Origin of the sequence: Streptomyces sp. NBC_00988 (assembly GCF_045162645.1) — a bacterium.
Lineage (GTDB): Bacteria > Actinomycetota > Actinomycetes > Streptomycetales > Streptomycetaceae > Streptomyces.
The window spans coordinates 4,869,296-4,892,005 of the sequence record NZ_CP108730.1 but is presented as its reverse complement, the minus strand read 5'-3'; the positions used below and the strand labels follow the sequence as shown (position 1 = coordinate 4,892,005).

20 protein-coding genes and 1 tRNA gene are annotated in these 22,710 nt (G+C 71.8%); 13 read left to right on the top strand and 8 right to left on the bottom strand.

The window, feature by feature from the left end; all coding sequences use genetic code 11:
* Positions 1 to 20 precede the first annotated feature (20 nt).
* The 4 genes from OG496_RS22210 (at position 21) to OG496_RS22195 (ending at position 2,704) form a co-directional block, all read left to right on the top strand.
* Positions 21 to 518 (top strand): DUF5949 family protein, encoded by a 498-nt coding sequence (locus OG496_RS22210; RefSeq protein ID WP_328683267.1) that lies wholly within the window; start codon positions 21 to 23, stop codon positions 516 to 518.
* Positions 519 to 716: 198 nt separating this feature from the next.
* Positions 717 to 1,235 carry a hypothetical protein gene (locus tag OG496_RS22205; protein ID WP_366490736.1) on the top strand — a complete coding sequence of 173 codons (519 nt, stop codon included), beginning with the start codon at positions 717 to 719 and terminating at the stop codon, positions 1,233 to 1,235.
* A gap of 166 nt (positions 1,236 to 1,401) precedes the next feature.
* A complete protein-coding gene (locus OG496_RS22200; protein ID WP_405972128.1) occupies positions 1,402 to 1,854 on the top strand; it encodes a tyrosinase family oxidase copper chaperone in 453 nt (150 codons plus the stop codon).
* Positions 1,838 to 2,704, top strand: a complete 867-nt coding sequence (locus OG496_RS22195; protein WP_366490738.1) for a tyrosinase family protein — start codon at positions 1,838 to 1,840, stop codon at positions 2,702 to 2,704. Before OG496_RS22200 ends, OG496_RS22195 begins: the two co-directional genes overlap by 17 nt.
* Positions 2,705 to 2,792: 88 nt before the next feature.
* Here OG496_RS22195 and OG496_RS22190 read toward each other — a convergent pair whose 3' ends face one another.
* Complete coding sequence (locus OG496_RS22190) at positions 2,793 to 3,092, bottom strand: chaplin (RefSeq protein ID WP_327403990.1); 300 nt, start codon at positions 3,090 to 3,092, stop codon at positions 2,793 to 2,795.
* A gap of 196 nt (positions 3,093 to 3,288) precedes the next feature.
* Here OG496_RS22190 and OG496_RS22185 point away from each other — a divergent pair, with 196 nt between their 5' ends.
* On the top strand, positions 3,289 to 3,831 hold the full coding sequence (locus OG496_RS22185; protein ID WP_399391732.1) for a DUF2087 domain-containing protein: 543 nt from the start codon (positions 3,289 to 3,291) through the stop codon (positions 3,829 to 3,831).
* Between the two features lie 40 nt (positions 3,832 to 3,871).
* Here OG496_RS22185 and OG496_RS22180 read toward each other — a convergent pair whose 3' ends face one another.
* Both OG496_RS22180 and OG496_RS22175 read right to left on the bottom strand, forming a co-directional pair.
* On the bottom strand, positions 3,872 to 4,831 hold the full coding sequence (locus OG496_RS22180) for a D-2-hydroxyacid dehydrogenase family protein (RefSeq protein WP_405972127.1): 960 nt from the start codon (positions 4,829 to 4,831) through the stop codon (positions 3,872 to 3,874).
* Positions 4,832 to 4,871: 40 nt separating this feature from the next.
* Positions 4,872 to 6,410, bottom strand: a complete 1,539-nt coding sequence (locus OG496_RS22175) for an APC family permease (protein WP_405972126.1) — start codon at positions 6,408 to 6,410, stop codon at positions 4,872 to 4,874.
* A gap of 367 nt (positions 6,411 to 6,777) precedes the next feature.
* On the opposite strand from OG496_RS22175, the gene OG496_RS22170 reads away from it, so the two are divergent.
* Positions 6,778 to 9,849, top strand: a complete 3,072-nt coding sequence (locus OG496_RS22170; protein WP_405972125.1) for a BTAD domain-containing putative transcriptional regulator — start codon at positions 6,778 to 6,780, stop codon at positions 9,847 to 9,849.
* Between the two features lie 21 nt (positions 9,850 to 9,870).
* On the opposite strand, the gene OG496_RS22165 is transcribed toward OG496_RS22170, so the two are convergent.
* From OG496_RS22165 to OG496_RS22150, 4 genes are all read right to left on the bottom strand, one after another.
* Positions 9,871 to 10,017 carry a hypothetical protein gene (locus OG496_RS22165; protein ID WP_366490744.1) on the bottom strand — a complete coding sequence of 49 codons (147 nt, stop codon included), beginning with the start codon at positions 10,015 to 10,017 and terminating at the stop codon, positions 9,871 to 9,873.
* A 110-nt stretch (positions 10,018 to 10,127) separates the two neighbouring features.
* A complete protein-coding gene (locus tag OG496_RS22160) occupies positions 10,128 to 11,438 on the bottom strand; it encodes a cytochrome P450 (RefSeq protein WP_405972124.1) in 1,311 nt (436 codons plus the stop codon).
* A 13-nt stretch (positions 11,439 to 11,451) separates the two neighbouring features.
* Complete coding sequence (locus OG496_RS22155; RefSeq protein ID WP_405972123.1) at positions 11,452 to 12,216, bottom strand: thioesterase II family protein; 765 nt, start codon at positions 12,214 to 12,216, stop codon at positions 11,452 to 11,454.
* A gap of 14 nt (positions 12,217 to 12,230) precedes the next feature.
* Positions 12,231 to 14,042: a non-ribosomal peptide synthetase gene (locus OG496_RS22150; protein ID WP_405972122.1), complete on the bottom strand. Its 1,812-nt coding sequence runs from the start codon at positions 14,040 to 14,042 to the stop codon at positions 12,231 to 12,233.
* 187 nt (positions 14,043 to 14,229) lie between these two features.
* On the opposite strand from OG496_RS22150, the gene OG496_RS22145 reads away from it, so the two are divergent.
* The 7 genes from OG496_RS22145 (at position 14,230) to hisG (ending at position 22,263) form a co-directional block, all read left to right on the top strand.
* A complete protein-coding gene (locus tag OG496_RS22145; protein ID WP_405972121.1) occupies positions 14,230 to 15,291 on the top strand; it encodes a pyridoxal-phosphate dependent enzyme in 1,062 nt (353 codons plus the stop codon).
* Complete coding sequence (locus OG496_RS22140; protein ID WP_405972120.1) at positions 15,288 to 16,490, top strand: acetyl-CoA carboxylase biotin carboxylase subunit family protein; 1,203 nt, start codon at positions 15,288 to 15,290, stop codon at positions 16,488 to 16,490. The genes OG496_RS22145 and OG496_RS22140 overlap by 4 nt, the downstream gene beginning before the upstream one ends.
* Positions 16,487 to 17,692, top strand: a complete 1,206-nt coding sequence (locus tag OG496_RS22135; RefSeq protein ID WP_405972119.1) for an MFS transporter — start codon at positions 16,487 to 16,489, stop codon at positions 17,690 to 17,692. The genes OG496_RS22140 and OG496_RS22135 overlap by 4 nt, the downstream gene beginning before the upstream one ends.
* Positions 17,685 to 18,893 (top strand): ATP-grasp domain-containing protein, encoded by a 1,209-nt coding sequence (locus tag OG496_RS22130; protein WP_405972118.1) that lies wholly within the window; start codon positions 17,685 to 17,687, stop codon positions 18,891 to 18,893. Before OG496_RS22135 ends, OG496_RS22130 begins: the two co-directional genes overlap by 8 nt.
* Positions 18,894 to 18,897: 4 nt before the next feature.
* Positions 18,898 to 19,968, top strand: coding sequence for a RimK family alpha-L-glutamate ligase (locus OG496_RS22125; RefSeq protein WP_405972117.1), 1,071 nt, complete (start codon positions 18,898 to 18,900; stop codon positions 19,966 to 19,968).
* On the top strand, positions 19,965 to 21,350 hold the full coding sequence (locus OG496_RS22120) for a hypothetical protein (RefSeq protein ID WP_405972116.1): 1,386 nt from the start codon (positions 19,965 to 19,967) through the stop codon (positions 21,348 to 21,350). The genes OG496_RS22125 and OG496_RS22120 overlap by 4 nt, the downstream gene beginning before the upstream one ends.
* A 64-nt stretch (positions 21,351 to 21,414) precedes the next feature.
* Positions 21,415 to 22,263, top strand: a complete 849-nt coding sequence (hisG, locus tag OG496_RS22115; RefSeq protein ID WP_405972115.1) for an ATP phosphoribosyltransferase — start codon at positions 21,415 to 21,417, stop codon at positions 22,261 to 22,263.
* A 139-nt stretch (positions 22,264 to 22,402) separates the two neighbouring features.
* On the opposite strand, the gene OG496_RS22110 is transcribed toward hisG, so the two are convergent.
* Positions 22,403 to 22,475, bottom strand: a tRNA-Arg gene (locus OG496_RS22110).
* Positions 22,476 to 22,710 lie beyond the last annotated feature (235 nt).

Below are 22,710 nucleotides of genomic sequence, written 5' to 3'. Positions count from 1 at the left end.
CCCGTCGATAAGGTCACGCGGTGACCTCAACCTCAAGCGAAACGCGCCCCTTCCGCGTCGCCGACCTCGGCACCCTCGTCGTCCTGGCGTGGAGCGGCGAGGCCCCCGACGGGGACATGCCCTATCTCCTCGCCTACACCCTGGGCGACGCCGCGGACGGCCCGGAGGCCGCCACCGCCGCCGTGGAACGGCTGCTGACCGACAACGGGCTCCCGGTCGGCGGCAACGTCGTCGACGGTGCCACCAAGCCCAGCCTGCCGATCACCATGCTCGTCGAGTCCGGGCAGGCCGTCCTCAACATGCCGCAGCTCAACGCCCAGTGCGTGCCGCCGCCCGAGTGGCTCGCGGCGGTCGGCGAACGCGGCTTCGCCTACCTCGTGTTCACCACCCGCCCCTGGCCCGAGGCCGAGCCGGGCAAGCCTGTCACCCCCGAGGCGCTGGCCGAGTTCGCCGGCTCCGAGGACACCCTGAACGCCGCCGCGCACATCATCCTGCCCGCCCGCAGCCTGCGCGGCTGACGACCGGACGGACGACCGGACAGCGGGCGGGAATTGCCGGTTCCGGCCCGCTGACGGGAAGCAACTTCCGGCCCGCCGACGGGAATTCCGGAAAGCTGACTACTACGGCACTCGGGGGAATCTTGAACTGATGCGCTGCCCGGCCTCGTTACCCGGTCAGCACGCAGAGCCTCCGAATTCCGAAAGGGACCGCACTCCATGAAGTCGACCACCCGAGGAACCATCGCCGCCGTCATCACGGCCGTGGCGGCCGCGACCGGCGCCGCCGTCGCGACCCCCGCCGCCGCGATCGGCACGGTCCCTGTGCCCGTGCCGCTTGAGGGTGCGGAGAGCGCCCTCGGCATGGAGCTCCCCAAGCTGGGCGGGGAGGTGCCCGTGCCCATGCCGGGCTCGCCCGAGGGCCCGCGGTACGTCGAGGGCCGGCTCATCCCGGAGCGGGTACTGCCCCAACTCCCGGTCCACGGCGGCCTCCCCGGCGCCGAGCTGCGCGCACCGCTGCCGCACGTCCTCGGCGACGGCTTCGACCACCTCGGCGTCAGCGCGCCCGCCTCCGACCTGCGCACGATGGCCCCGGGCCTGGCGCTGGACGTGCCGCTGACCCCGCCCAACCCCGACAACTTCGGCCTCCCGGACCTGAAGGCGCCCCAGCTGGGCGTCCTGGCCCCGGTGCTGCAGACCGTGCCGGGCGCGGACCTGGTCACGGGCGCCGGCCTCTAGGCCGTAGCGCAAGAAGTACGAAGGCGGCCGCAGGGCCGGAACGGATGAGGGCCCGGGTGGTGCGACCCGGGCCCTTCTGTCTGCCCGAGCCCTGCGGAGAGTGACCGCACGGGCCACCGGACGGTTAGCCCCTCGAACGAGCCGTACCGGACGAGGGAGTTGGGCCATGAGCGTGAGCGTCGGTGGAGTTTCGGTGGGCGGGGAGTCGCCGCGGCCGGTCAGACCCGGGCCGGTGCGCAGGACGCGGCGGGAGGCGCTGCGCGGGGCGTTCGGTGCCGCGCTCGCCGTGGCCCTCGTGCCCGTCGTCGCGGCCTCGCGGCCCACGCGCTCCGGCGAGGACCCCGGGGACACCGCCTTCGCCGAGACGTACCGGGGCCGTCGTATCCGCGGCGTGCTGAAGGACGGGTGGCAGGTCACGGTGGACGGCCGGCCGCTGCATCTGATGCGGCGCGCGGACGGCACCTGGCTGAGCATGGTCGACCACTACCGCTCGTATCCCACCGCCCTGGAGGCGACCCGCGCCGCCGTCGACGAGCTGAGCCCCGGCCGGGAGCTGCGCGAGGCGGACGGGCCGATGGAGCAGATGCACATGGGGGGAGACCATGGCGTACACGCGTAAGGACGTCAGCACACTCACGAGCGCCGAGAAGCGGCGGTTCGTGGCGGCAATGCTGGAGATCAAACGGCGGGGCGAGTACGACGAGTTCGTGCGCACCCACATCGAGTTCTTCGTGCCCGACGGGGAGTACGGACTGCGCTCCGCGCACATGGCGCCCTCCTTCCTGCCCTGGCACCGGCAGTTCCTGCTGGACCTGGAGCGGGCGCTGCGCCGGGTCGACTCCTCGGTGACGGTGCCCTATTGGGACTGGACGCGGGAGCGCTCCGCGACCGCCCTGCCCTGGACCAAGGACCTGCTCGGCGGCACCGGGCGGCGCTCCGACCACCAGGTGACGACCGGGCCGTTCGCGTACTCGACCGGCAAGTGGAAGATCACTGAGAACATCACCGACGAGCCGTACCTCACAAGGGACCTGGGCCGGGCCGGTGCCCCGATCGCGCTGCCGACGAAGAGCGACCTGGACGGGGCGCTGGCCGACCCGGTCTACGACATCTCGCCCTGGGACTCGACCTGCCGCACGGGGTTCCGCAACCGGCTCGAAGGGTGGGGCACCGGATCGGGCAGTGCGTCCTGGCGCAACCACAACCGGGTCCACAAGTGGGTCGGGGGCGTGATGCTCGGCGGCGCGTCCGTCAACGACCCGGTGTTCTGGCTGCACCACGCCTTCATCGACCTGCAGTGGTCACGCTGGCAGAGCAGGCACCGCGGCGCCCGCTACCTGCCCGCGAAGCCGCCGGGGGCGGGCGACGACCAGGAGGGGCGGGTCGTGGCACGGCAGGAGCGGATGCCGCCGTGGGACGTGACGCCGGAGCAGCTGGAGGACGTCAGCGCGATCTACCGGTACGCCTGACCGGTCATCGACATGTGGAAACGGGGAGAGCCCCGGCGCCTGAGGTGCCGGGGCTCTTCGCGTACGTCCGTCCGCGCGTGCGGTCGGATCAGTGGCCGTAGCCGTTGCCGCCGTAGCCCGGGCCGGGGTGGCCGGGGTGGCCGTGGCCGCTCACGTTGGCGCAGGTGTTGCCGAAGGCCGGGTTCAGCAGGCCGATCACGCTGATGGTGTTGCCGCAGACGTTGACCGGGATGTGGACCGGGACCTGCACGACGTTGCCCGACAGGACGCCGGGCGAACCGACGGCCGCACCCTGCGCGCCCGCGTCCGCCATGGCCAGGCCGGCGCCACCGAGCGCCACGGCACCCGTGCCGAGGGCGACAACGGCCGCCTTCGCGATGCGAGACATCACGTTCTCCTTTGGTTCGATGAGTGCGACGGCACGACTCGCCACCGCACTTGGAGTTCAACGCGGCGGCGCATGGCTGGTAACGGCGCCGACGTGGGGATCACCCTTTTTGAACACGGCTTCGAGCGCCGGGCGCGGATGTTCGACGGCGGAAATTCGCTGCCCTCGGCGGGCGGGTGTCCATTAGCCTCCGGACATGGCAACCGACCAACTGATCCGTCTGTTCGCCGAGCAGAACCGTGTACGCGCCTTCGCGGCGGTGGCCCTGGGGGCCGAGACCTCCGAGCAGGTCGCCGAGGTGGCCGGCCTGACCCCGCGGGGCACGGCCGTCGCCTTGCTGCGGCTGCGCGAACAGGGCGTGGTGAAGACCATGGACGACGGTGAACTCCGCGTCGACTACGACCTGTTCAAGCAGCTGGCCCGCGAGGGCGACGAGCCGGCCGAGGACGGCCCGGTCACCGGCGACGAGCACACCGACATGATCCTGCGGACCTTCGTCCGGGGCGGCCGGCTGATCCGCCTCCCCGCCCAGTGGACCCGCAAGCAGGTGGTCCTCCAGCACATCGCCGAGCAGACCTTCGCCCCCGGTATGGAGTACCCCGAGCGCATCGTCAACGAGAAGCTGCGCGCCTGGTGCGACGAGGGCGAGGTCGACCATGTGACGCTCCGGCGCTACCTGGTGGACCTCCACCACCTGCGCCGGAGCGAGGGAATCTACCGGCTGTCGGCAGCCGCGTGACCCGCTGTTCCTATGGCAGCCGTCGTACGGGCCTTGGGTTCTACGGCAGCTGCCGTACGGGTGCACCCGCCAGGTAGGCCTGGATGTTCTCGACGGCCTGGCCGTAGTACGTCGTGTAGCTGGCCCGCGACACATACCCGAGGTGGGGTGTCGCGAGCAGGCGCGGAGCCGTGCGGAGCGGGTGGCCGGCGGGGAGGGGCTCGGTGTCGAAGACGTCGATCCCGGCGCCGCCGATCCGGCCCTCGCGCAGGGCGGCGAGCAGGGCGTCCTGGTCGACGATCGCCGCGCGCGAGGTGTTGATCAGGTACGCGGTGGGCTTGAGCAGGGCGAGTTCGGCGGGGCCGAGGAGACCGCGGGTGCGGTCGCCGAGGGCGAGATGGACGGAGACGAAGTCGCTGTCCGCGAGCAACTGCTCCTTGGACGGGGCGAGTTGTACGCCGACTTCGTCCGCGCGTTCCTCGGTGAGGTGCTGACTCCACGCCGTGACGCGCATGCCGAAGGCCAGGCCCACCTGTGCGACACGGCTGCCGATCTTGCCGAGCCCGAGCAGCCCGAGGGTGCGGCCGTGCAGGTCGGCGCCGACCGTCTGCTGCCAAGGGCCGCCGCCGCGCAGGGAGTTGGCCTCCTCGACGACCCCGCGGGCGAGGCCCAGCAGCAGCGCCCAGGTCAGTTCGACGGGCGGGGTCGAGGAACTGGCCGTACCGCACACGGTGACGCCGTGCGCCTTCGCGGCGGCGTAGTCGATGACCGTGTTGCGCATGCCGGAGGCGATCAGCAGCTTCAGGCGGGGGAGCCGGGCGATCAGCGAGGCGGGGAAGGGGACGCGTTCGCGCAGGGTGACGACGATGTCGGCGGTGGCGAGGGCGGCGGCCAACTCGGCCTCGTCGTCGAGGTGTTCGCGGAGGGTCACGACCTCCACGGTGTCCTCGACGGGCGACCAGTCGGCGAGTTCGGTCGCCGCGTTCTGATAGTCGTCGAGGACAACACAGCGCAGGGGCACGGCAGTTCCTTGGGTAGGTTCCCGGTGATCGTCCGGAACGCTACTCCTTGCTGAGCGAGAGCGAGTTGGCCGTGCGGGTCGGCTTGCCCAGGGCCCAGAAGAGGACGCCGAGGAGCATGAAGGCGAGGAGCGGTACGAGTTCCGTCAGCAGGTACTTCCAGCGTTCGGCGTGGGTCCAGCCGTCCGGGAGGTAGTCGGCGCCGAACCAGTGGTCGCCGAAGCCGGGGGCGATCAGCTGGATGCTGGCGAACAGGATGAGCACGGTGAGGACCGTGCTGATCGTGCGCGGGAAGGGCGCCCTGTAGGGGCGGGGGACGTCCGGCGCCTTGCGGCGGAGGACCGCCAGGGCCGGGAAGATGCCCAAGTAGCTGACCAGCGTGGTGGATACGGCGAGACCGAGGACGGCGCCGAAGAGTTTCGCCGCGCTGCCGTTGGTGAGCTGGTGGGCCAGGACCAGGACCAGGGTGGAGACCAGGCCGCTGAGGATGTTGACCCGGACCGGTGTGCCGAAGCGGCTGGAGATGACGCCGAGGAAGCGGGGCGCCGCGCCGTCGTAGCCGGAGACGGCGAGGGCGCGGTCGGAGCCCATGACCCAGGTGACGCCGGAGGACAGCACCGTGAGGATGAACAGGACCGCGGCGATGTCCCCGAGGACCGTGCCCGCGCCGCTGCTGGTGACGGTGCCGTCGGCGGCCACGTCACCGCCGTAGACGGTGAAGACCTGGCGGATCGCGTCGAGGAAGCCGCCGAGGCCGGTGATGGCCTTGACCGGGAGGACGAGCAGGATGCCGAGGATGGGGAGGGCGTAGAGGAGTACGGCGAGGCCGGCGCTGCGGAAGATCGCGAAGGGGACGTCCTTCTGGGCGTCGGTCATCTCGTCGCCGGCGGTGTTGGGGAGTTCGAAGCCGACGTAGTTGAACATCAGGACGGGGACCAGGCCGACGAAGCCCGCGTACGTCGGGGAGAAGTCGCCGGGGCCGAAACCGTGCAGGCCGTGCTGGATGCCGTAGATGACGACCGTGATCGTGAACAGGCCCAGGAGGACGAAGCGGCTCCAGGCGCCGATCGTGGGGATCCACTTGCCGACGTCGAAGGAGAGGATCGCGGCGAGGACGCCCACCCAGGTGAAGACGAGGGCGAAGACGTAGAAGGCGGGGGTGCTCAGGTCTTTGCCGTCGTTGAAGAAGGTGGTGTAGGCCGTGACGGCGGAGACGGCGAGGGTGCCGCCGAGCCAGACCGGGTTGGTGATCCAGTACAGGAAGTTGTTGACGGCGCCCGCGAGGCGGCCGAAGGCGCGGCTGGTCCAGATGTAGGGGCCGCCCTCCTCGGGGAACGCGGCGCCGAGCTCCGCGATCAGCAGCGCGGAGGGGATGAAGAACACCGCGGCCAGGATGATGAGCCAGGTGAACGCCTCGGCGCCGGACGAGGCGACCGTGCCGATCGTGTCCACGCCGACGATCGTGCAGAGGAGGAAGAAGAGGATGTCGAAACGGCCGAAGTGCTTGCGCAGCTTCTGCCGTTCCACCTGCGCTGCGGCCGGCGCGCCGGCCGGCTCGGAGTCGATCTGACCAGCGGCCACCGGGGCTCCTGCGGGTTCGGGGAGGAGGGGACACTAACGGGGACGGGGGGCGGGATTCGGCCAATGATCCGCCGTCCTTGCGAAATCCCACAAGCGTTCGGGGGTCAGTCTTGACCATTACGTGTCCATCCGGACGTAACGGAAACCGGGCCGAAACACGGGGCGGACATGGGCGGATGACCCGGACGGCGCCGGTCATGGTCCGGCGGGCTTCTCCTGGCGGGGCGCCCGACGGCCCGTTACCGGCGTGAGATCATTTCCGTTTTTTTGACGTTCCGTGAACGGGTGACAGCTTAAAATCACCACGCGTAGATTTCGATGATCATGCACACGATCATGCGGAAAGCGGAGCCGAGGGGGACGCAGAGTGGACGACGGTGTGCGTGGGGAGGCGAGATTCGCGATCCTGGGGCCGCTGGAAGTCAGGGCCGGAGGGGTCCGGCTGCGACTCGGCGGGCCCATCCAGGCGCGGGTGCTGACCACCCTGCTGCTCGACCCGTGCCGGATGGTGCCGGTGTCGCGGCTGGTGGAGTCCGCGTGGGACGACGAACCGCCGGCGACAGCGGCGCACCAGGTGCGCAAGGCGATCGCCGATCTGCGGCAGCGCATCCCGGACGGGCCTTCGATGATCGTCACCGACGGTCCGGGATACCGGGTGGACGTCGCTCGTGAGCAACTCGATCTGAGCCTGTTCTCCGACCGGCTGCGCGAGGCGCGGGACGCGCTGGAGGCGGGCCACCCCGCCGAGGCCGTCGAACTGCTGCGCACCGCGCTCGTGCTGTGGCGCGGCCCCGTGCTGCCCGGAGGCGGCGGGTCCGTGATCGCCGCGGCCTCCGTCGTGCTGGAGGAGCGTCGGCTGGCCGCCGTCGAGCAGCTGATGGAGCTGCGGCTGACGCTGGGCGAGAGCCGGGAGCTCATCGGTGATCTGCGCGAGCTCGTCGCCGAACATCCGCTGGGCGAATCGTTTCGCGGGCAGTTGATGCTCGCGCTGTACCGCTCGGGGCGACAGGCCGAGGCACTGGCCGAGTACGCCAGGGCCAGAGAACTGCTCGTCGAGGAACTGGGCATCGAACCCGGTCCCCAACTGACCCGGCTGCACGAGGCCATTCTCCGGGACAGTCCCGAACTGGCCGTGCCGGACGCCGTGTTGGCGGAACCCGCGGTCGCGCCGGCGACGCCCGCGGCGACCGGTGGACCCGAGCCCGGGACGGCGGCGGCCCCGTGCACCCTGCCGCACGACCTCACGGACTTCGCCGGGCGCGACCGGGAGCTGACCCAGCTGCTGGAGTACGCCGCACCGCCGCAGGACGGGGCGGTGCGGATCGTGGCCGTCGACGGCATGGGAGGCAGCGGCAAGACCGCGCTCGTCGTCCGGGGCGCGCACCGGCTGGCCGACCGGTACCCGGACGGACAGCTCTTCGTCGACCTGCGCGGATTCACCCCGGGCGAGCAGCCGATGCGGCCCGGCACGGTGATCGGCACGCTGCTGCGCACCCTGGGCGTGGCGGGGGAGCGGATCCCCGACGACCTCGACGGCCGGGTCGCCCTGTGGCGGGCCACCCTGGCGAACCGGCGGGTGCTCCTGGTGCTGGACAACGCGGCGGACGCCGCGCAGATCCGCCCGCTGCTGCCCTCGCACCCGGGTTCCCTTGGCCTGCTCACGAGCCGTACCCGCATGATCGGCCTCGACGGGGCCGAGTGGATGTCCATCGGGACGATGTCGCCCTCGGACAGCCTCGCGCTGATCACCGGCGCGCTGGGCGAGGAGCGGGCGCTCGGTGAGCCGGAGGCGGCGGCGGAGCTGGCGGCCCTGTGCGGGAACCTGCCGCTCGCCCTGCGGATCGCCACGGCCCGGTTGCGCAACCGGCCGCTGTGGACCCTGGGCCATCTCGTGGGCCGGCTCGGGGACGAGACCCGCCGGCTCGACGAGCTGAAGTCCGGTGACCGCAGCGTCGAGGCCACCCTGCGGATGTCGTACCACGGACTGGACGCGAGGCATCGCGAGGCGTTCCGGCTGCTCGGGCTGCACCCGGGCGCCGAGACCGACACCGACTCGGCGGCCGCCCTGCTCGACACCGGGGCGCCCGAGGCCGAGGAGGTGCTGGAGCATCTGCTGGACATGCACCTGGTCGAGCAGCACGAGATCGGCCGGTACACCTTCCACGACCTGGTGCGCAGCTTCGCGCAGCGGCTGGGCGAGGAGGAGGGGGCGGACAGCGGACAGGCGCGGGCCGCTTTCGGGAGACTGCTCGACCACTTCCTGGCGGTGACGGACCAGGCGTGCGGCATCCTCTATCCGGGGCGGGTTCCCGTCGGTGCCGCCGCGCACGGGAGCACCGACGACGCACGCGGTACGGCCGCGGCCGAGCCGCCGTCGAGCGCCCGGGCCGCCGAGGCGGAGTCGTTCTTCGAACGGGAACACGGCGCGCTGCTCTCGGCCGTCGCGCGCGCCGAGCGGCTGGGCTTCCTCGACCAGACCGTGCACCTGTCCCGGAACCTGGTCTTCCATCTCAACTCGCGCAGCTATCTGGAGGAGTACCGGCAGGCGGCGACGATCGCGGTGGCCGCGGCCCGCGGGCTCGGGAATCCCGGGCTGCTCCGGGTGAGCCTGTCGAACCTGGGCTCCGCGTGGTGGCGGCTGGGCCGGTTCCGGGACGGGATCCCGGTGGCGGAAGAGGCGTTGGGCGTCGCGAAGGACCACGGGGACCGCAACGGCGAGGCGGTCTGCCTCAGCCTGCTGGGCCTGCTGCACAGCTGCCTCGGTCATGTCCCCGAGGCGCAGGGCTATCTGGAGCAGGCGGTCGAACGGCGTCACGACATGGCCGACGGCAGACAGGGCGCGTACGCCTGGTGCAGCCTGAGCACGGTGTACACCTGGCTCGGCCGGTACCGGGAAGCCGTGGTGGCCGCCGAGCACGCGGTGCGGCTCAGCCGGGAACTCGGCGCCCGCGCCGAGGAGATCACGGCGCTGACCGATCTGACGGCGGCCCTGCTCGGCGCCGGGGAGCACCCGGCCGCACTCGCCGTGGTGGAGCGCGCCCTGGAACTCGGCGACGAACGGCGGATGCCGGAGGAGTACGCGCACGCGCTGGCGCTCGCCGCGGATGCGAGCCAGTGGCTCGGTGCCGCCGAGGAGTCGGTCGGGTACGCGGACCGGGCCCTGCACCTGATCCGCTCCAAGGGGACCGCGACCCGGCAGGCGACCGTCCAGAACATCCTCGGGCGGGTGCACTGCCGGCGAGGCGAGTTCGAGCAGGCCCTGGAACTGCACCGCGGCGCGCGCTTCCACGCCGGGGCCATCGAGTACCGGATCGAGGTGGCCCACGCCGTCGAGGGAATGGCCGAGGCCCTCGACGGCATGGGCGACGTACGGGAGGCGGCCGCGCACCGGCTCGGCGCGGACGAGCTCTACGCCGGGATGACGGGCGTACGCCGGTGAGCGGGCCCACCGGCGGCCGGGTCAGGAGGTGGTGCTGCCCGGGCCGGTGCCGTTGGCCAGGACGGAGTGGCCGGCGGCGGGGGCGGACACCTCGTGCGTGAGGGCGCCGATTCCCGAGGCGAGGGCGATGGTGAGGATTCCGGCGAGTACGGCCAGTTTGCTGCGCATTCCGTGCACCTTCGTTTCTGCGAGTCCGGTGGGTGTGTGTGCGGGTGCGAGGACGGGCGTGTTCCGGACGAGGTGCGCCGGCGCTTCCCTGCTTCGCGTAGTCGGAATGCTCACCGCAGCCCTTCCCGCCCCGTTCCCGGACCGGTACCGGCGGGAACGGCATATGTCGAGGTCAAACGGACGGGAAGGGTCCGCAAGCCGTTGACCACGATGGACTCCAGTCGCTCGGCCGGGCCGTCCGGTACCGCCCGGTCCACCCGCGCGAGGAACTCCCGCAGCACGGCCCGGATCTCCAGCCGGGCCAGCTGGGTGCCCACGCAGTAGTGCGGGCCCGCGCCCAGCGCCAGATGCCGGTTCGGGGACCTCCGGATGTCGAAGCTGTCGGGGTCGGGGAAGTGCGCCGGGTCGCGGTTGCCCGCCGTCAGCCAGCACACGACGAGATCACCCCGCCGGATCCGCTCGCCGCCGAGCTCCACCTCCCGGGTCGTCCGCCGCACGATGTGCGTGGCGCTCGACGTCCAGCGCAGGATCTCGTCGATCGCGGACTCCATCAAGCCGTCGCCGGCGCTGTCGATGGGCCGGCGCAGCAGCTCGAACTGGTCCGGGTGGTCCAGGAGCGCCAGCATCCCGCCCGACATGGCGAGCCGGACGTTCTCCGTGCCGCCCACCAGCAGGTTGTCGCAGTTGAGCACCACCTCGTCCAGCGGGAGCGGTTCGCCCTCGTAGCTCACCGCGGCCAGCACGCTGACCAGGTCCTCGCCCGGATCGGCCCGGCGGCGCTCCACCAGGTCGCCGAAGTAGTCCAGGATCTCCAGATGGGCCAGGCTGCGGTCCTCCGCCGTGGCGGCGCAGAAGGCGTCCGTCGACCACTCGATGATCCGCGGCCGGTCCTCGTCCGGAATGCCGAGGAACGCGCAGACGACCTCCACCGGCAACTGCGCGGCGACCTCCGTCACGAAGTCGAACCGGCCCTTCCGTACGGCCGCCTCGACGATCCGCCGGGCCGACGCGTCCAGGGCAGCCTGCAGCAGCCGCAGGTTCCTGGGCGCGAACCAGCCGGCGACGGCTCCGCGCAGCACGCGGTGGCGTGGTGGGTCGGACAGCGCCAGGGTGCGGTTGCCGCCGGGGTCCTCGCCCTGGGACAGCGGGCGCAACAGGATGCCGGACGAGGAACTGAACGTGTCGGCGTCCCTGAGCACCTCCTTGATCTCGTCGTGCCGGGTCAGCGACCAGAAGCCGGGGAAGACGCCGGGCTCGTGCCACAGCACGGGGGCGGCCTCGCGCATCCGCCGCCACAGTTCGAAGGGGTTGCCGTGCCGGTAGGTCCGCCCGTCGACGAGCCGGCCTGCCTCGCGGCGCAGTTCGGCGAGGTCCTGTTGGTCCCCCGGATTCCCGGCCGGGCCCGTGTGGATGTACGGCATGCTGCGTTCCCCCTCAGGAAGTCGATGTGGAACGGGAGTTGGGACTCCCGGTGCGGGCCAGCTCGGCGGCGATCAGCCCGACGGGCGGATCCGAACGCAGGTAGAAGTGCCCGCCCGGCTTCACCACCTGGACGAACTCGCCCCCCGCGTGGTCCCGCCACCGCCCGGCCCGGGACCGGATCTCGGGGATGTCGTGCTCGCCGACCACGCTGACCATTCGGGCGCCGGTGCGCTTCCCGGTGTGTTCCCGGTAGCCGGACACGAGCCTGAGATCGTCCTTGACGTACTCCAGGAGAAGCCCGAGCAGCTCCTCGTCCTGCCGGAGTTCGGCGCTGAGCGGTTCGTACCGTTCGAGGTACGCCAGTACGTCGGCGTCCTTCTCGTAGGGGACCGGTGGCCGCAGGGCGGGGGACGCCGCCGAGGAGAGCACCAGGGTCGGCGTGGGCACACCGGCCTCGCGCAGCAGACGGTCCACCTCGAAGGCGAGGTACGCGCCCATGCTGTGCCCGAACAGCAGGGAGTACCGCTCGTCGCGGGTCAAGATCTCCTCCGTCACCGCGTGGGCGAGGGCGGACAGGCTCTCGGGCGCGGGCTCCCCGAACCGGTCCTCGCGCCCGGGGAACTGCACGGCGTGCACCCGGGCCGTGGGCAGCAGTGGCTGCCACGACCGGAAGAACGAGGCGCAGCCGCCGGCGTGCGGGAAGCAGAGCACGGAGCCGGCACCGGTATGGGCGGGGCCGCTGGACAGGGGCCTGCTGGGTCTGATGTACGCGGACATGGGAACCCCGTCGCTCAGAGCCGCGACAACAGATCCACCTGCTGGGGGATCGTGCCGCAGCGATAGACGTTCTTGACCCCGACCGGGCGGCCGGCCAGCTCGCCCAGTGCCCGGGAGAGCCTGATCACGGTCAGGGAGTTGCCGCCGAGCGAGAAGAACGTGTCCTGCTCGGAAGAGGCCACCGGTACGCCGAGGACCTTCTCCCAGACGCGGGCGATGTGGTCGGCGAGGGCGCCGTCCTCCGGCGGCCGGGCGGCCTGCTCCGGTATTCGCTCCTGCTCCCGCTCACGTTCCTGTTCCGCGGGCGGGGCCGTGGCAGCCAGCAGCGCGGCCCGGTCGGTCTTGTCGTGGGCGGTGCGCGGCAGGGCCGCGGTGAAGACGATCCGGTCGGGGACCACGGCGGCGCCGAGTTCCGTCTCCAGGAAGCCGCGGATCGAGGCGGCGGCCGGTTCGGCGCCGGGTTCCGCGACCACGAAGGCGTGGCAGACGGCGTTCTCCGCGTCGTACGCCACCGCGGCGGCCCGGACGTCGGGGTGCGCTGTCAGCGCCTCCTCCAGCGTCTCCAGGTGCACGCGCACGCCGCGGATCTTCACCTCGTTGTCCAGCCGCCCGACGAATTCGAGGCCGTCCTCGTCCGACCACCGGCCGAGATCCCCGGTGAGGTAGGCGCGTACGGGCGGACCGGCCGTCGGCCCGGCGGGCAGTTCGACGAACTTCGCCGCCGTCTGCCGTTCGTCGCCGACGTAGCCCCGGGCGACGCCCGGGCCGGAGACGGCGATCTGCCCCACCGCGCCGGCCGGTACCGGCCGCAGCCGGTCGTCGAGCAGCCGCAGCGAGGTGCCGGGGATCGGGAAGCCGATGCCGGTGGGCCCGGGCTTCTCGTAGATCCGGGCGGTGGACCAGACGGTGCACTCGGTGGGGCCGTACTCGTTGCTGAGGGCCACGCCGGGCAGCAGCGCGAAGTGCTGGTCGACGACGCTCTGCGGCAGCGCCTCGCCGGCGCTGGTCACCAGCCGCAGCGAGGCCGCCCCGGCCGCGTGCCGCTCGTCCTCGCGCAGCGTGTGCAGCAGCTCCGTGTGGAAGCCGGGGACGGTCAGGGTGTGGGTGACCCGGTGCTCTGCGATCAGGCCGAGGACGGCCTGGGGGACGCGCCGTTCGTCCTCGTCGGCGACGACGAGGGTGCCGCCGGCCGCGAGGGTGCCCCAGAGCCCGGCCATCGAGGAGTCGAAGTGGAACGGGGACAGCAGCAGGAAGACCGGGGTGCCGAAGCCGTCGTACAGCGCGAGCCGGGCGGCGTTGGAGTGCGCCAGGTTCCGCGGGGAGACGGAGACGCCCTTCGGCCGGCCGCTGCTGCCGGAGGTGAACAGGACGTACGCCTCCGCGTCCGGCGGGTACGACGCGGCCGGGGCCGTGGTCGGCCCCGCGGGCTCGGCCGGCCACTCGCGCGGGTCGACGACCACCGACAGCCCGGCGGTGCGCCGGATGTGCTCGGCGGCGCGGTGCGGCGCCGCCGGATCGAGGAAGACGAACGAGCGTCCGGACAGCCAGATGCCCAGGGCATGGACGGCGGCTCCCACCGTGCGGTGCGAGACGACGCCGATTCTGCGGGAGGCCGCGCTCTCCTCGTCCGCGGCGATCGCGCGCGCGACGGCGGCGGCCCCGGCCGCCAGTTCGCCGTAGCTGACCCGCTCCTCGCCGCAGATCACCGCGGTGCGCTCCGGGTGGCGGCGGGCGTGTGCCAGCACCGCCTCGGAGACGAGCGGCACGGGTTCGGGCAGGCGGGGTCCTGCTATCACGCCGGATGTCCCGGATTCGGATGTCGTCATGCCGGAGATCCTCGGCAGGGCCATTCCGGGAACCCTCCCGGCCCGGTCCCGAAACACTCCGGGATCCGAACGGGAACGCGCCGGGACCGGGCCGGTAGGGCGCCGGGACCCGCCTCCCCTAGACCTCTTCGTATGTCGTCGTCCGCACGGTGTCGACGCGGGGGCAGCAGAAGGGCAGGAGAGCGCGTTGTACAGATCATTCGCCGAGAAACTGGCGGAACCCGACCTCATCGACCTGGGGAACGGCATCCATGTGCTGCGGTTCGAGGTCATGAAGGTCACCTCGGTCCGCGCCGCGGTCAGGGACCTGCTGGACCGTGAGGTCGTCCGCCCGGGGCAGACCGTGGTGGACAGCTCCAGCGGTATCTACGGGCACGCGCTCGCACTCGTCTGCCGTGAGTTCGGCCTGAAGTGCCACATCTTCGCCTCCGTGGCGGTCGACGCGGCCATCCGCACCCAGCTCAAGTACCTCGGGGCCACCTACACCCAGGTGCCCTCCTCCGGTGACGACGGCCTCCAGCACGACCAGGAGACCCGGGTCCGGCTGGTCCACACGTACCTGGAGGAGAACCCGGACGCGTACTGGATGCAGCAGTACCACGACGACGTCCACTACATCGGCTACGAGAGCGTCGCGAACACCCTGGTCAAGGAGTTGGGGTCGACGGGGGTCACGCTGGTCGGCGGGGTCGGCACCGGAGCGTCGACCAGCGCGATGAGCCGCTATCTGCGGGCGTCGGGCAACGACGTCCGGGTCGCCGGGATCCAGCCCTTCGGCAGCCGCTCCTTCGGCTCGGAGGCCATACCGCTGGACGGTTTCATCATCGCCGGGATCGGCAGCGGAATCCGCTTCGCCAACATCGACTACACCGCCTACGACGACATCCACTGGATCAACTTCGACGTCTCCGCGGCCGGCTGCCGCCATCTGCTGTCCACCACCGGTGTCTTCGCCGGGCTCTCCGCGGGCGCCGGCTGGCAGGTCGCCCGGCACATCCGCCGGCAGGAGCCGGACGGCGGCCCCGTCGTCTTCCTCGCGGCCGACCCGGGACACCGCTATGTCGACCGGGTCTTCCCGCCCGACGGCCCGCTCGTCCAGGACCCCGAGTACCGGCCGCGGACCATTTCCGAACTGTCCCGGATGACGGGCCCCTGGTCCACGATGCACTGGGCCCGCAGGCCGTACGACGTCCAGGACGATCTCCCGGTCGTCCCGGTCGTCCCGAGCTCCCCGAGGAACGCGGCATGAGCCGGATCGCCGTCATCAACTACGGCCCCCAGCACGACTACGCCGCGATGCTCGCCGAAGTGGCGGACCGGCTCCACGTGTTCAGCCACAACGAGCTGAAGAACACCGAGGGCCTCGCGCGCTACGAGTACGTGCCCGACTGCGAGTTCGTCCCGTACCCGGAACTGACGATCCGCCGGCTCGCCGCGGAGCAGCCGTTCACCCACCTCGTCACGGACAACGAGTACGACCTGGAGCGCGCCGCCCGGATCCGCGCGGACCTGGGCATCCCGGGCCAGTCGGCGGCGAGCGCCCTGTCCTTCCGGGACAAGGCGGTGATGAAGCGGGTCGCCGGCGCCGCCGTGCGCGTCCCGCGCTTCGCCCGCCTGGAGACGTTCACCGACCTCACCGGGTTCATCGAGGCGAACGGCTTCCCGGTGGTCGTCAAGCCGGTGAAGCAGGGTGGCTCGCGCGACATCGTCGTCCTGCGCGACGAGGACGGCCTGACCGCGTTCAGCCGCCGGCACTGGCGGGACGACCTGCTGGCCGAGGAGTTCGTCGAGGGCCGGATGTGCCACGTCGACGCGGTGCTCGCCCCCGGCTACCGGTTCGTGGCCGCCTCCCGCTATCTCCGCAGCTGCCTCGGGGTCTTCTCCGGGGAGAACAACGGCTCGGTGCAGCTGCGCCCCGGCGATCCGCTCGCCCGGCGCCTGGAGGAGTTCCTCGACCGGTTGCTGGCGGCCTTCGACACACCGGAGGTCGGCGCCTACCACCTGGAGGTGTTCCACACCCCGGACGACGAGCTGGTGCTCTGCGAGATCGCCTCCCGGGTCGGCGGCAACCGCATTCCCGCGCTCACCCGCGCCACCTACGGCGTCGACCTCCACTCCGCCTGGCTGCGCCACTCGGTCGGACTGCCCGTCGAGGCGCCGCCCGCCGGCCCGCCCGCCGAGGTGCACGGCTCGGTCTCCGTGCTGCCACAGGGCCGGCCGGTCCGCGCTCCGGGCCGGCCGCCGTTCGCGTGGGTGCGGGAGTACCAGGTCAACGAGGGGCTCGCGCCCGGCGCCGTGGCCCAGAACAGCACCTCGCACCTGTGCTTCGTGATCGTCGCCGGCGCCGACGCGGAGCAGGTGGAGGAGCGGCTGCTGGAGACCGAGGCCTGGCTGATGGCCAACCTGGAGCACCTGGACGACGGCGGCCCGGGGGACGAGGCGTCATGAACACCTGGCGCCGGATGTCGCCGGCCGGACGCGTCCTGCTCACGACGGTGCTGCTCACCGGTCTGACGACGTTCATGTTCCTGCCGCTGCTGGCGCTGGAGTTCACCGCACAGGGCGTGCCGGCCGCCCGGACGGGATTCCTCGTCGGACTGCTCGCCTTCTGCGGCCAGGGTTTCTCGCTGGTGTCCGGGCTGATCGTGGACAGGTTCGGCACCCGGTCGGTGCTGACGGCGGGCTTCGCCCTGCGCATCGGGGGGTACCTACTGCTGGGCGTCGGTCTCGGCGTGGGCGGCCCGGCCGGCACCCGGCTCGTGCCGCTCGTCGCCGGTATCGCGGCGATCGGCGTCGGCGGCTCGCTGCTCGGCCTGTCCGTCAAGACCCTGCTGGTCACCGAGGACGGCGTCGAACCCCGCGAGATGCTCGCGCTGCGCTCGACCTTCGTGAACATCGGCGTGGTGGCCGGACCCGCGCTGGGCGCGCTCGTGTACCCGCTGGGCTTCGGCTGGATCCTGGGCGCCTGCGTGCTCTCCCACCTGCTGCTCGGCATACGGCTGACCGTGCGCCCGGTGCGGCGGGCGGCGCCCGGACCGCGGACCCCGGGGAAGGACGCGGCGGCGCGCGCGGCCGGTGACGGCTGGGGACTCTGGCAGTGGCTGCCGCTGTGCCTGCTCGGCGTGGCGTACTGGGCGATCTACAGCCAGCTCAACGTCGTCATGCCCATCACCGCCGAGCGGACGACGGGGAGCACGGCCGCGATCTCGGTCGTCTTCATCGTCAACGGCGCACTGGTGGTGCTGTGTCAGTACACCCTGCTGCGCCATGTGTTCCACCGGGCCGAGGCACGGACCCTGCTGCTCGCCGGCTTCCTGGCCTTCGCCCTCGCCTACGCGGTGTTCATCCCGCTCACCGGCTGGTTCTCGCTGTTCGTGTTCGTCCTGCCGGTCACCTTCGCGGAGATGCTGATCTCGCCCAGCCTGGACGAACAGGCGGTCAGGGCGAGTTCGCCGCTCCGTACCGGACTCGCCCTCGGCACGATGAGCGCCGTCGGCGCGGTCGGCAGCCTGCTCGGTTCCAGCATGGGCGGCTATCTGCTCCAGTCCCTCAGCGGCGGGCGCGGCATCTGGCTGGTGCTCGTCTCCCTCTCCCTCTGCGCGGCGCTGACCAGTCTCCTTCTACCGAAAGCACGGGCCCAGCATGGCTGACGCACCCGACACCGGCCTCCGCACCCCGACGGCGGTCCTGCTCAATCCCCGGGACCGGGTCATCGACGCGGCCGTGAAGCTCGGCTGCGCGATGGTCGTCGTCGGCGATCCCACCGCACCGCTGCCGGACAACGCGCCCGGCGAGCCGCTGCGCAGTGCCTGGATCGAGGACCCCGGTGAACTGGTCGAGTTGCTACGGGAGTTGGACCTCCCCGCGCCGGTCAGCTGTTTCGGCTTCGGTGAACTCGGCTGCGCGGCGGCCGCGGTGGTCAACGAGCGGCTCGGCTGGCCCGGCAACCCGCCCGGTGCGCTGGCCGCCTTCAAGGACAAGGCGCGGCTGCGGGCCGTGGTCGGCGACCGGGCCGGGGCGCCGGTCGCCCACGCCCTGTGCACCGGCAGGGACGAGATCCTGCCCGCGACCGAACGGATCGGCTTCCCCTGCGTGGTCAAGCCGGTGGACGGCACGGGCAGTTCGGGGGTGCGGTATCTGGCGGACCGCGCGGAGGCCGAGGACTTCGTTTCCGGCTCGGCGGAGTTCACCACGCCCCACCTGGTCGAGGAGTTCCTGGCCGGCACCGAGTACTCCGTCGAGGCGGTCACCTCGCCCGAGGGCCACCGCGTCCTGGCCGTCACCGAGAAGGCGACCACGGGCGCCCCGCACTTCGTGGAGACCGGGCACACCCTGCCCGTGACGCTCGGCCCCGCGGCCGAGGAGGCGATCACCGGGCTGGTCACCGCCGTGCTGGACGCCGTGGACTACCGCTACGGGCCCTCGCACACCGAGGTCATGCTGACCGCGGCCGGACCCCGGCTCATCGAGTCGCACGGGCGGCCCGGCGGCGACCGCATCAGCGACATGCTGGACCTGGCCCTCGGCGAGGACGTCTTCGCCCAGACGATCGCCGCCGTCCTCGGCCTCGAACCGCCCCCGGCCGGCCCCCGCAGACGGGTCGCCGGCATCCGGTACGTCACCTTCGACCGCATGGTCCCGCTGCACGGCATCAGCACCGAACTCGTCGCCTCGCTGCCCGGCGTCGCGGAGGTGCACATCAGCGTGCCCGCGGGCGCGACCCCGCCGGAGGTCCGCAGGTCGGGCGACCGGCACGCGTTCGTGGTCGGCACCGGAGACACCCGCGAGGAGCTGGAGAACAACCTCGCCCGGGCGGTCCGGACACTCACGGCGGGGTCGAAGCCGGCGTGACCGCATGACCGCCCGAACCCCGCACTCCGCCCACTCGGCCCACGACTCACAGAACAAGGTGCATCCGTTGCCGTACAAGATCCTGGTCCTGGTCTCCGGGGCATCCACCTTCGAGCTGAACAACCACTCGATCATTCCCAGTGCCCTCCACCGTGAGGGCCACGAGGTGCACATCGGTGACATCGACACCCTGTGCGTGCACGACTCCGTCGTCGTCTGCGACCGGGTGCGGCTGAGTGAGGAGTTCACCAGCGGCGGCAGCTTCCCCGAGCTGAGCCTGCCGTACGCGTCCGCCGAGGAGTTCGACCTCGTGTGGGTACTGGCCGGCACGCACCCGGAGTCGGGTACCGACTCCTTCCAGCTGCTGTGGCTGCTCAACCAGCGGGTGCCGTTCGTCAACGACGCGTCCGCGCTGTTCTACCTGAACACCAAGATCAACCTGGGTGCCGTGGTCCCCGCCGAGCACCTCCCGGTCTCGTACGTCTCGAACGACTACGACCAGCTCAACAGGCTCGTCGAGGCCGACGGCGACCGCTCCTGGGTCGTGAAGCCGACCAACGGCGGCTGCGGGGCGGACGTGTTCGTCGTCAACAAGGGCGACCGCAACCGTTCGGCCCTGCTCGCCAACGCCACCGGCAACGCGGCGTCCCGGTACGGGCGTTACGGCCGTGACGTCATCGGCATGGCCAAGCGGCACACCGCGGTCCAGGAGTACATCCCCAACATCCGTACCAACGAGAAGCGGGTCATCCTCGCCGGCGACGTCCCCGTCTCCGGGTTCCTGCGCTTCCACCCGGAGAACGACCACCGGTCCAACGCCACCCTGGGCGCGGGCTTCGCCGCGCTCGAACTCACCCCGGAGGAGGACGAGTTCGTCCGCGCGCTGGGCAAGCGGATGACGGACCTCGGGATCTTCTACTCGGGCATCGACCTGGCGTTCCCCTACGTCATCGAGGTCAACATGGTGAACCCGGGCGGGCTGAGCTACCACTACCGGGCGACCGGCGAGGACAGGTCCTCGGAGGCCGTCAACACCGTGCTCGCGGCGCTGCGGACCGCCGGGAAGCTGTCATGAGCGGGGCCGTCACGCGGGCCGGGGCACTCCAGGGCGAAGCGGCCGGGCCCGGCGCGTGGTCCTGGCTGGAGCCGCGTGCCCTCGCCGCCTGGGACGAGTTCGCGGCGACGCCCGCCGCCGAGACCGACCGGGAGTGGTTCACCGAGCGGCTGAGCCGGCCCGTCTGGCGGCACCAGTACCCGCCGCACGCCTTCACCGCCGAAGCGGCACGCACGGTCGAGACGGTCGGGGTACGGCTCGCCGAACTGATCTCGGGCTTCCCGCGCCGCGTCTTCGGCGACGACCTGGCGGCGTGGGCCGGCTACCTCGGCCTGCCGGACGAGGACGCGACCCTGATGACCGAGGCGCTGGACCGGCCCCGGCTGCGCCGGGTCGCCACCGCCTTCATGCGGCCCGATCTGGTCGTCACCGACGAGGGACTGAAACTCGTCGAGCTGAACGTGGCCGCCTCACTCGGCGGACTCAGCACGCTCGCCCCGTACACCGGCGCGACCCGCGACTCGCGGTACGCCGCCTTCCTCGCCGGGCGCGGACTGCGGCTGGACGGCCCCGACACGGCACGCGTGTGGCTCGACGTCTTCGCCGGGCTCACCCGGGCGCGCGGCGACGGGCCGCTGCACGTCTTCGAGGCCACCGCCAACCCGGCGGACCTCGACGGTGGCCGCCGGTTCTTCGTCGACATGATCCGCTCCGCGGGCCACGACATCAGCTGCGGGCTCATCACCGAGCTGGACCTCACCGACGACGGGGCCCACTTCCGGGGCAGGCGGGTGGACGCCGTGTTCACCGCGTACACCTGGCACGAGACGAGGAACTTCGTGCCGCCCGCGCTGACCCGTGCGCTGATGGAGCTCGACACGGCCGGCGAGCTGGACTTCATCGGCTCGCCCGCCGCCGCGCTCCACGACAACAAGGCGAACCTGGCCCTGCTTCACGACCCCGGGTTCCAGGGCCTGTTGACCGACGAGGAACAGGCCCTCGTCCAGGCGTACGTGCCGATGACCTTCCGGTTGCGGCCGGAGACCCTCGACCGCGCGGTCGAGGGACGCGGGCAGCTGCTCTGCAAGCCCGCCTCGGCCTACGGCGGCAAGGACCTGGCCTTCGGTTTCCTGGCCGAGGACGACCGGTCCTGGGCCGCGGAGCTGCGGGAACGGCTCGCGGACCCGCGCGAGCGCCATGTGCTGCAGGAGCGGGTGCGGCCGTCCGTGGTCGGTCTGCCGGGCGTCGGGCCGTCCGGCGGGCGTGAAGTGGTGCTGGCACCGCTGGTGTTCGGCGGCCGTTTCGCCGGCGTCTTCATGCGCCAGGCCCCGGTGCGGCCCGGGTCGGCGATCAACGCGTCGAGCGGCGCGGAGTCGTCGGCGGTACTGACGCTGGGCGGCTGACTCCCCTTGCTCCTCGCCCCCGTTGTCCCCCGTCCGTCGTTTCTCACCTGAAGGAGACCGGCCCATGCTGCGCATCGCCGTCCCCAACAAGGGCTCCCTGTCCGGGCCCGCCGCCCAGATCCTGCACGAGGCCGGCTACCAACAGCGCAAGGACGCCAAACAACTGGTCCTCGCCGACCCCGGGAACGACGTCGAGTTCTTCTACCTCCGGCCCCGGGACATCGCGATCTACGTCTCGTCCGGCCGGCTGGACCTCGGCATCACCGGCCGCGACCTGCTGCTGGACTCGGGCACCAACGCCGAGGAGATCCTGCCGCTCGGCTTCGCCCGCTCGACCTTCCGGTACGCGGCCCGGCCGGGCACCGCGCGGGAGATCGCCGACTTCGACGGTCTGACCATCGCCACCTCGTACGAGGGCATCGTCGCCAAGCACCTGGCCGACCAGGGGGTGGCCGCCTCCGTCGTCCATCTCGACGGAGCCGTGGAGACGGCGATCGACCTCGGTGTCGCCCAGGTGATCGCCGACGTCGTCGAGACCGGTGCCAGTCTGCGCAACGCGGGCCTGGCGGTCGTCGGCGAGCCGATCACGACGTCGGAGGCGATCGTCGTCCGCCGCGCCGGCGCGGACGCCGCCGACCCGTCCGTACGGCAGTTCGTCCGCCGCCTTCAGGGCGTCCTCATCGCCCGTGCCTACGTGATGATGGACTACCACTGCCGCGCCGGGCAGTTGGAGCGGGCGATCGCCCTCACCCCGGGGCTGGAGTCGCCGACCGTGTCGCCGCTGCACACGGAGGGCTGGGTGGCCGTCCGCGCGATGGTCCCGGGGAAGGAGGCACAGCGGATCATGGACGGCCTGTACGAGCTGGGGGCGCGGGCGATCCTGACCACCGCGATGCACGCCTGCCGGCTGTGACGCCCGAAGTCCGTCCGGCGGATGGGGAGTCGGCGACACGGCAACAGAAACAGGGCCGCGAAGTGAACCGGCACCGGAGCGACCGGTCGACCTGCTGGTGAAGTCCGCCTGAACTGCGTAAACGCGGGGTGTAGCTGGGCGCCCCCGGCAGGACTCGAACCTGCGGCCAAGCGCTTAGAAGGCGCCTGCTCTATCCACTGAGCTACGGGGGCCGGGTGTGTGGCCTCGGTCGTGGTGTGCCCGGGTGTGGGCCGGTCCGTGACGTTGCCGGGGACAAGGATAGGGCTCCCGGGTCCTTGTCCCTGTTGCTTCCCCTCCGTGGCTCGATGTGGAGGTTCAGTGAAGCGGTCCTGATAATCGCAGGCAGGTACGAATCGTGCATCGCTTTTGGTGCCCGGGGCCACGGGTGTTGTGCACTCGTTATGCCTGGACTGTGCCCATGCCCCA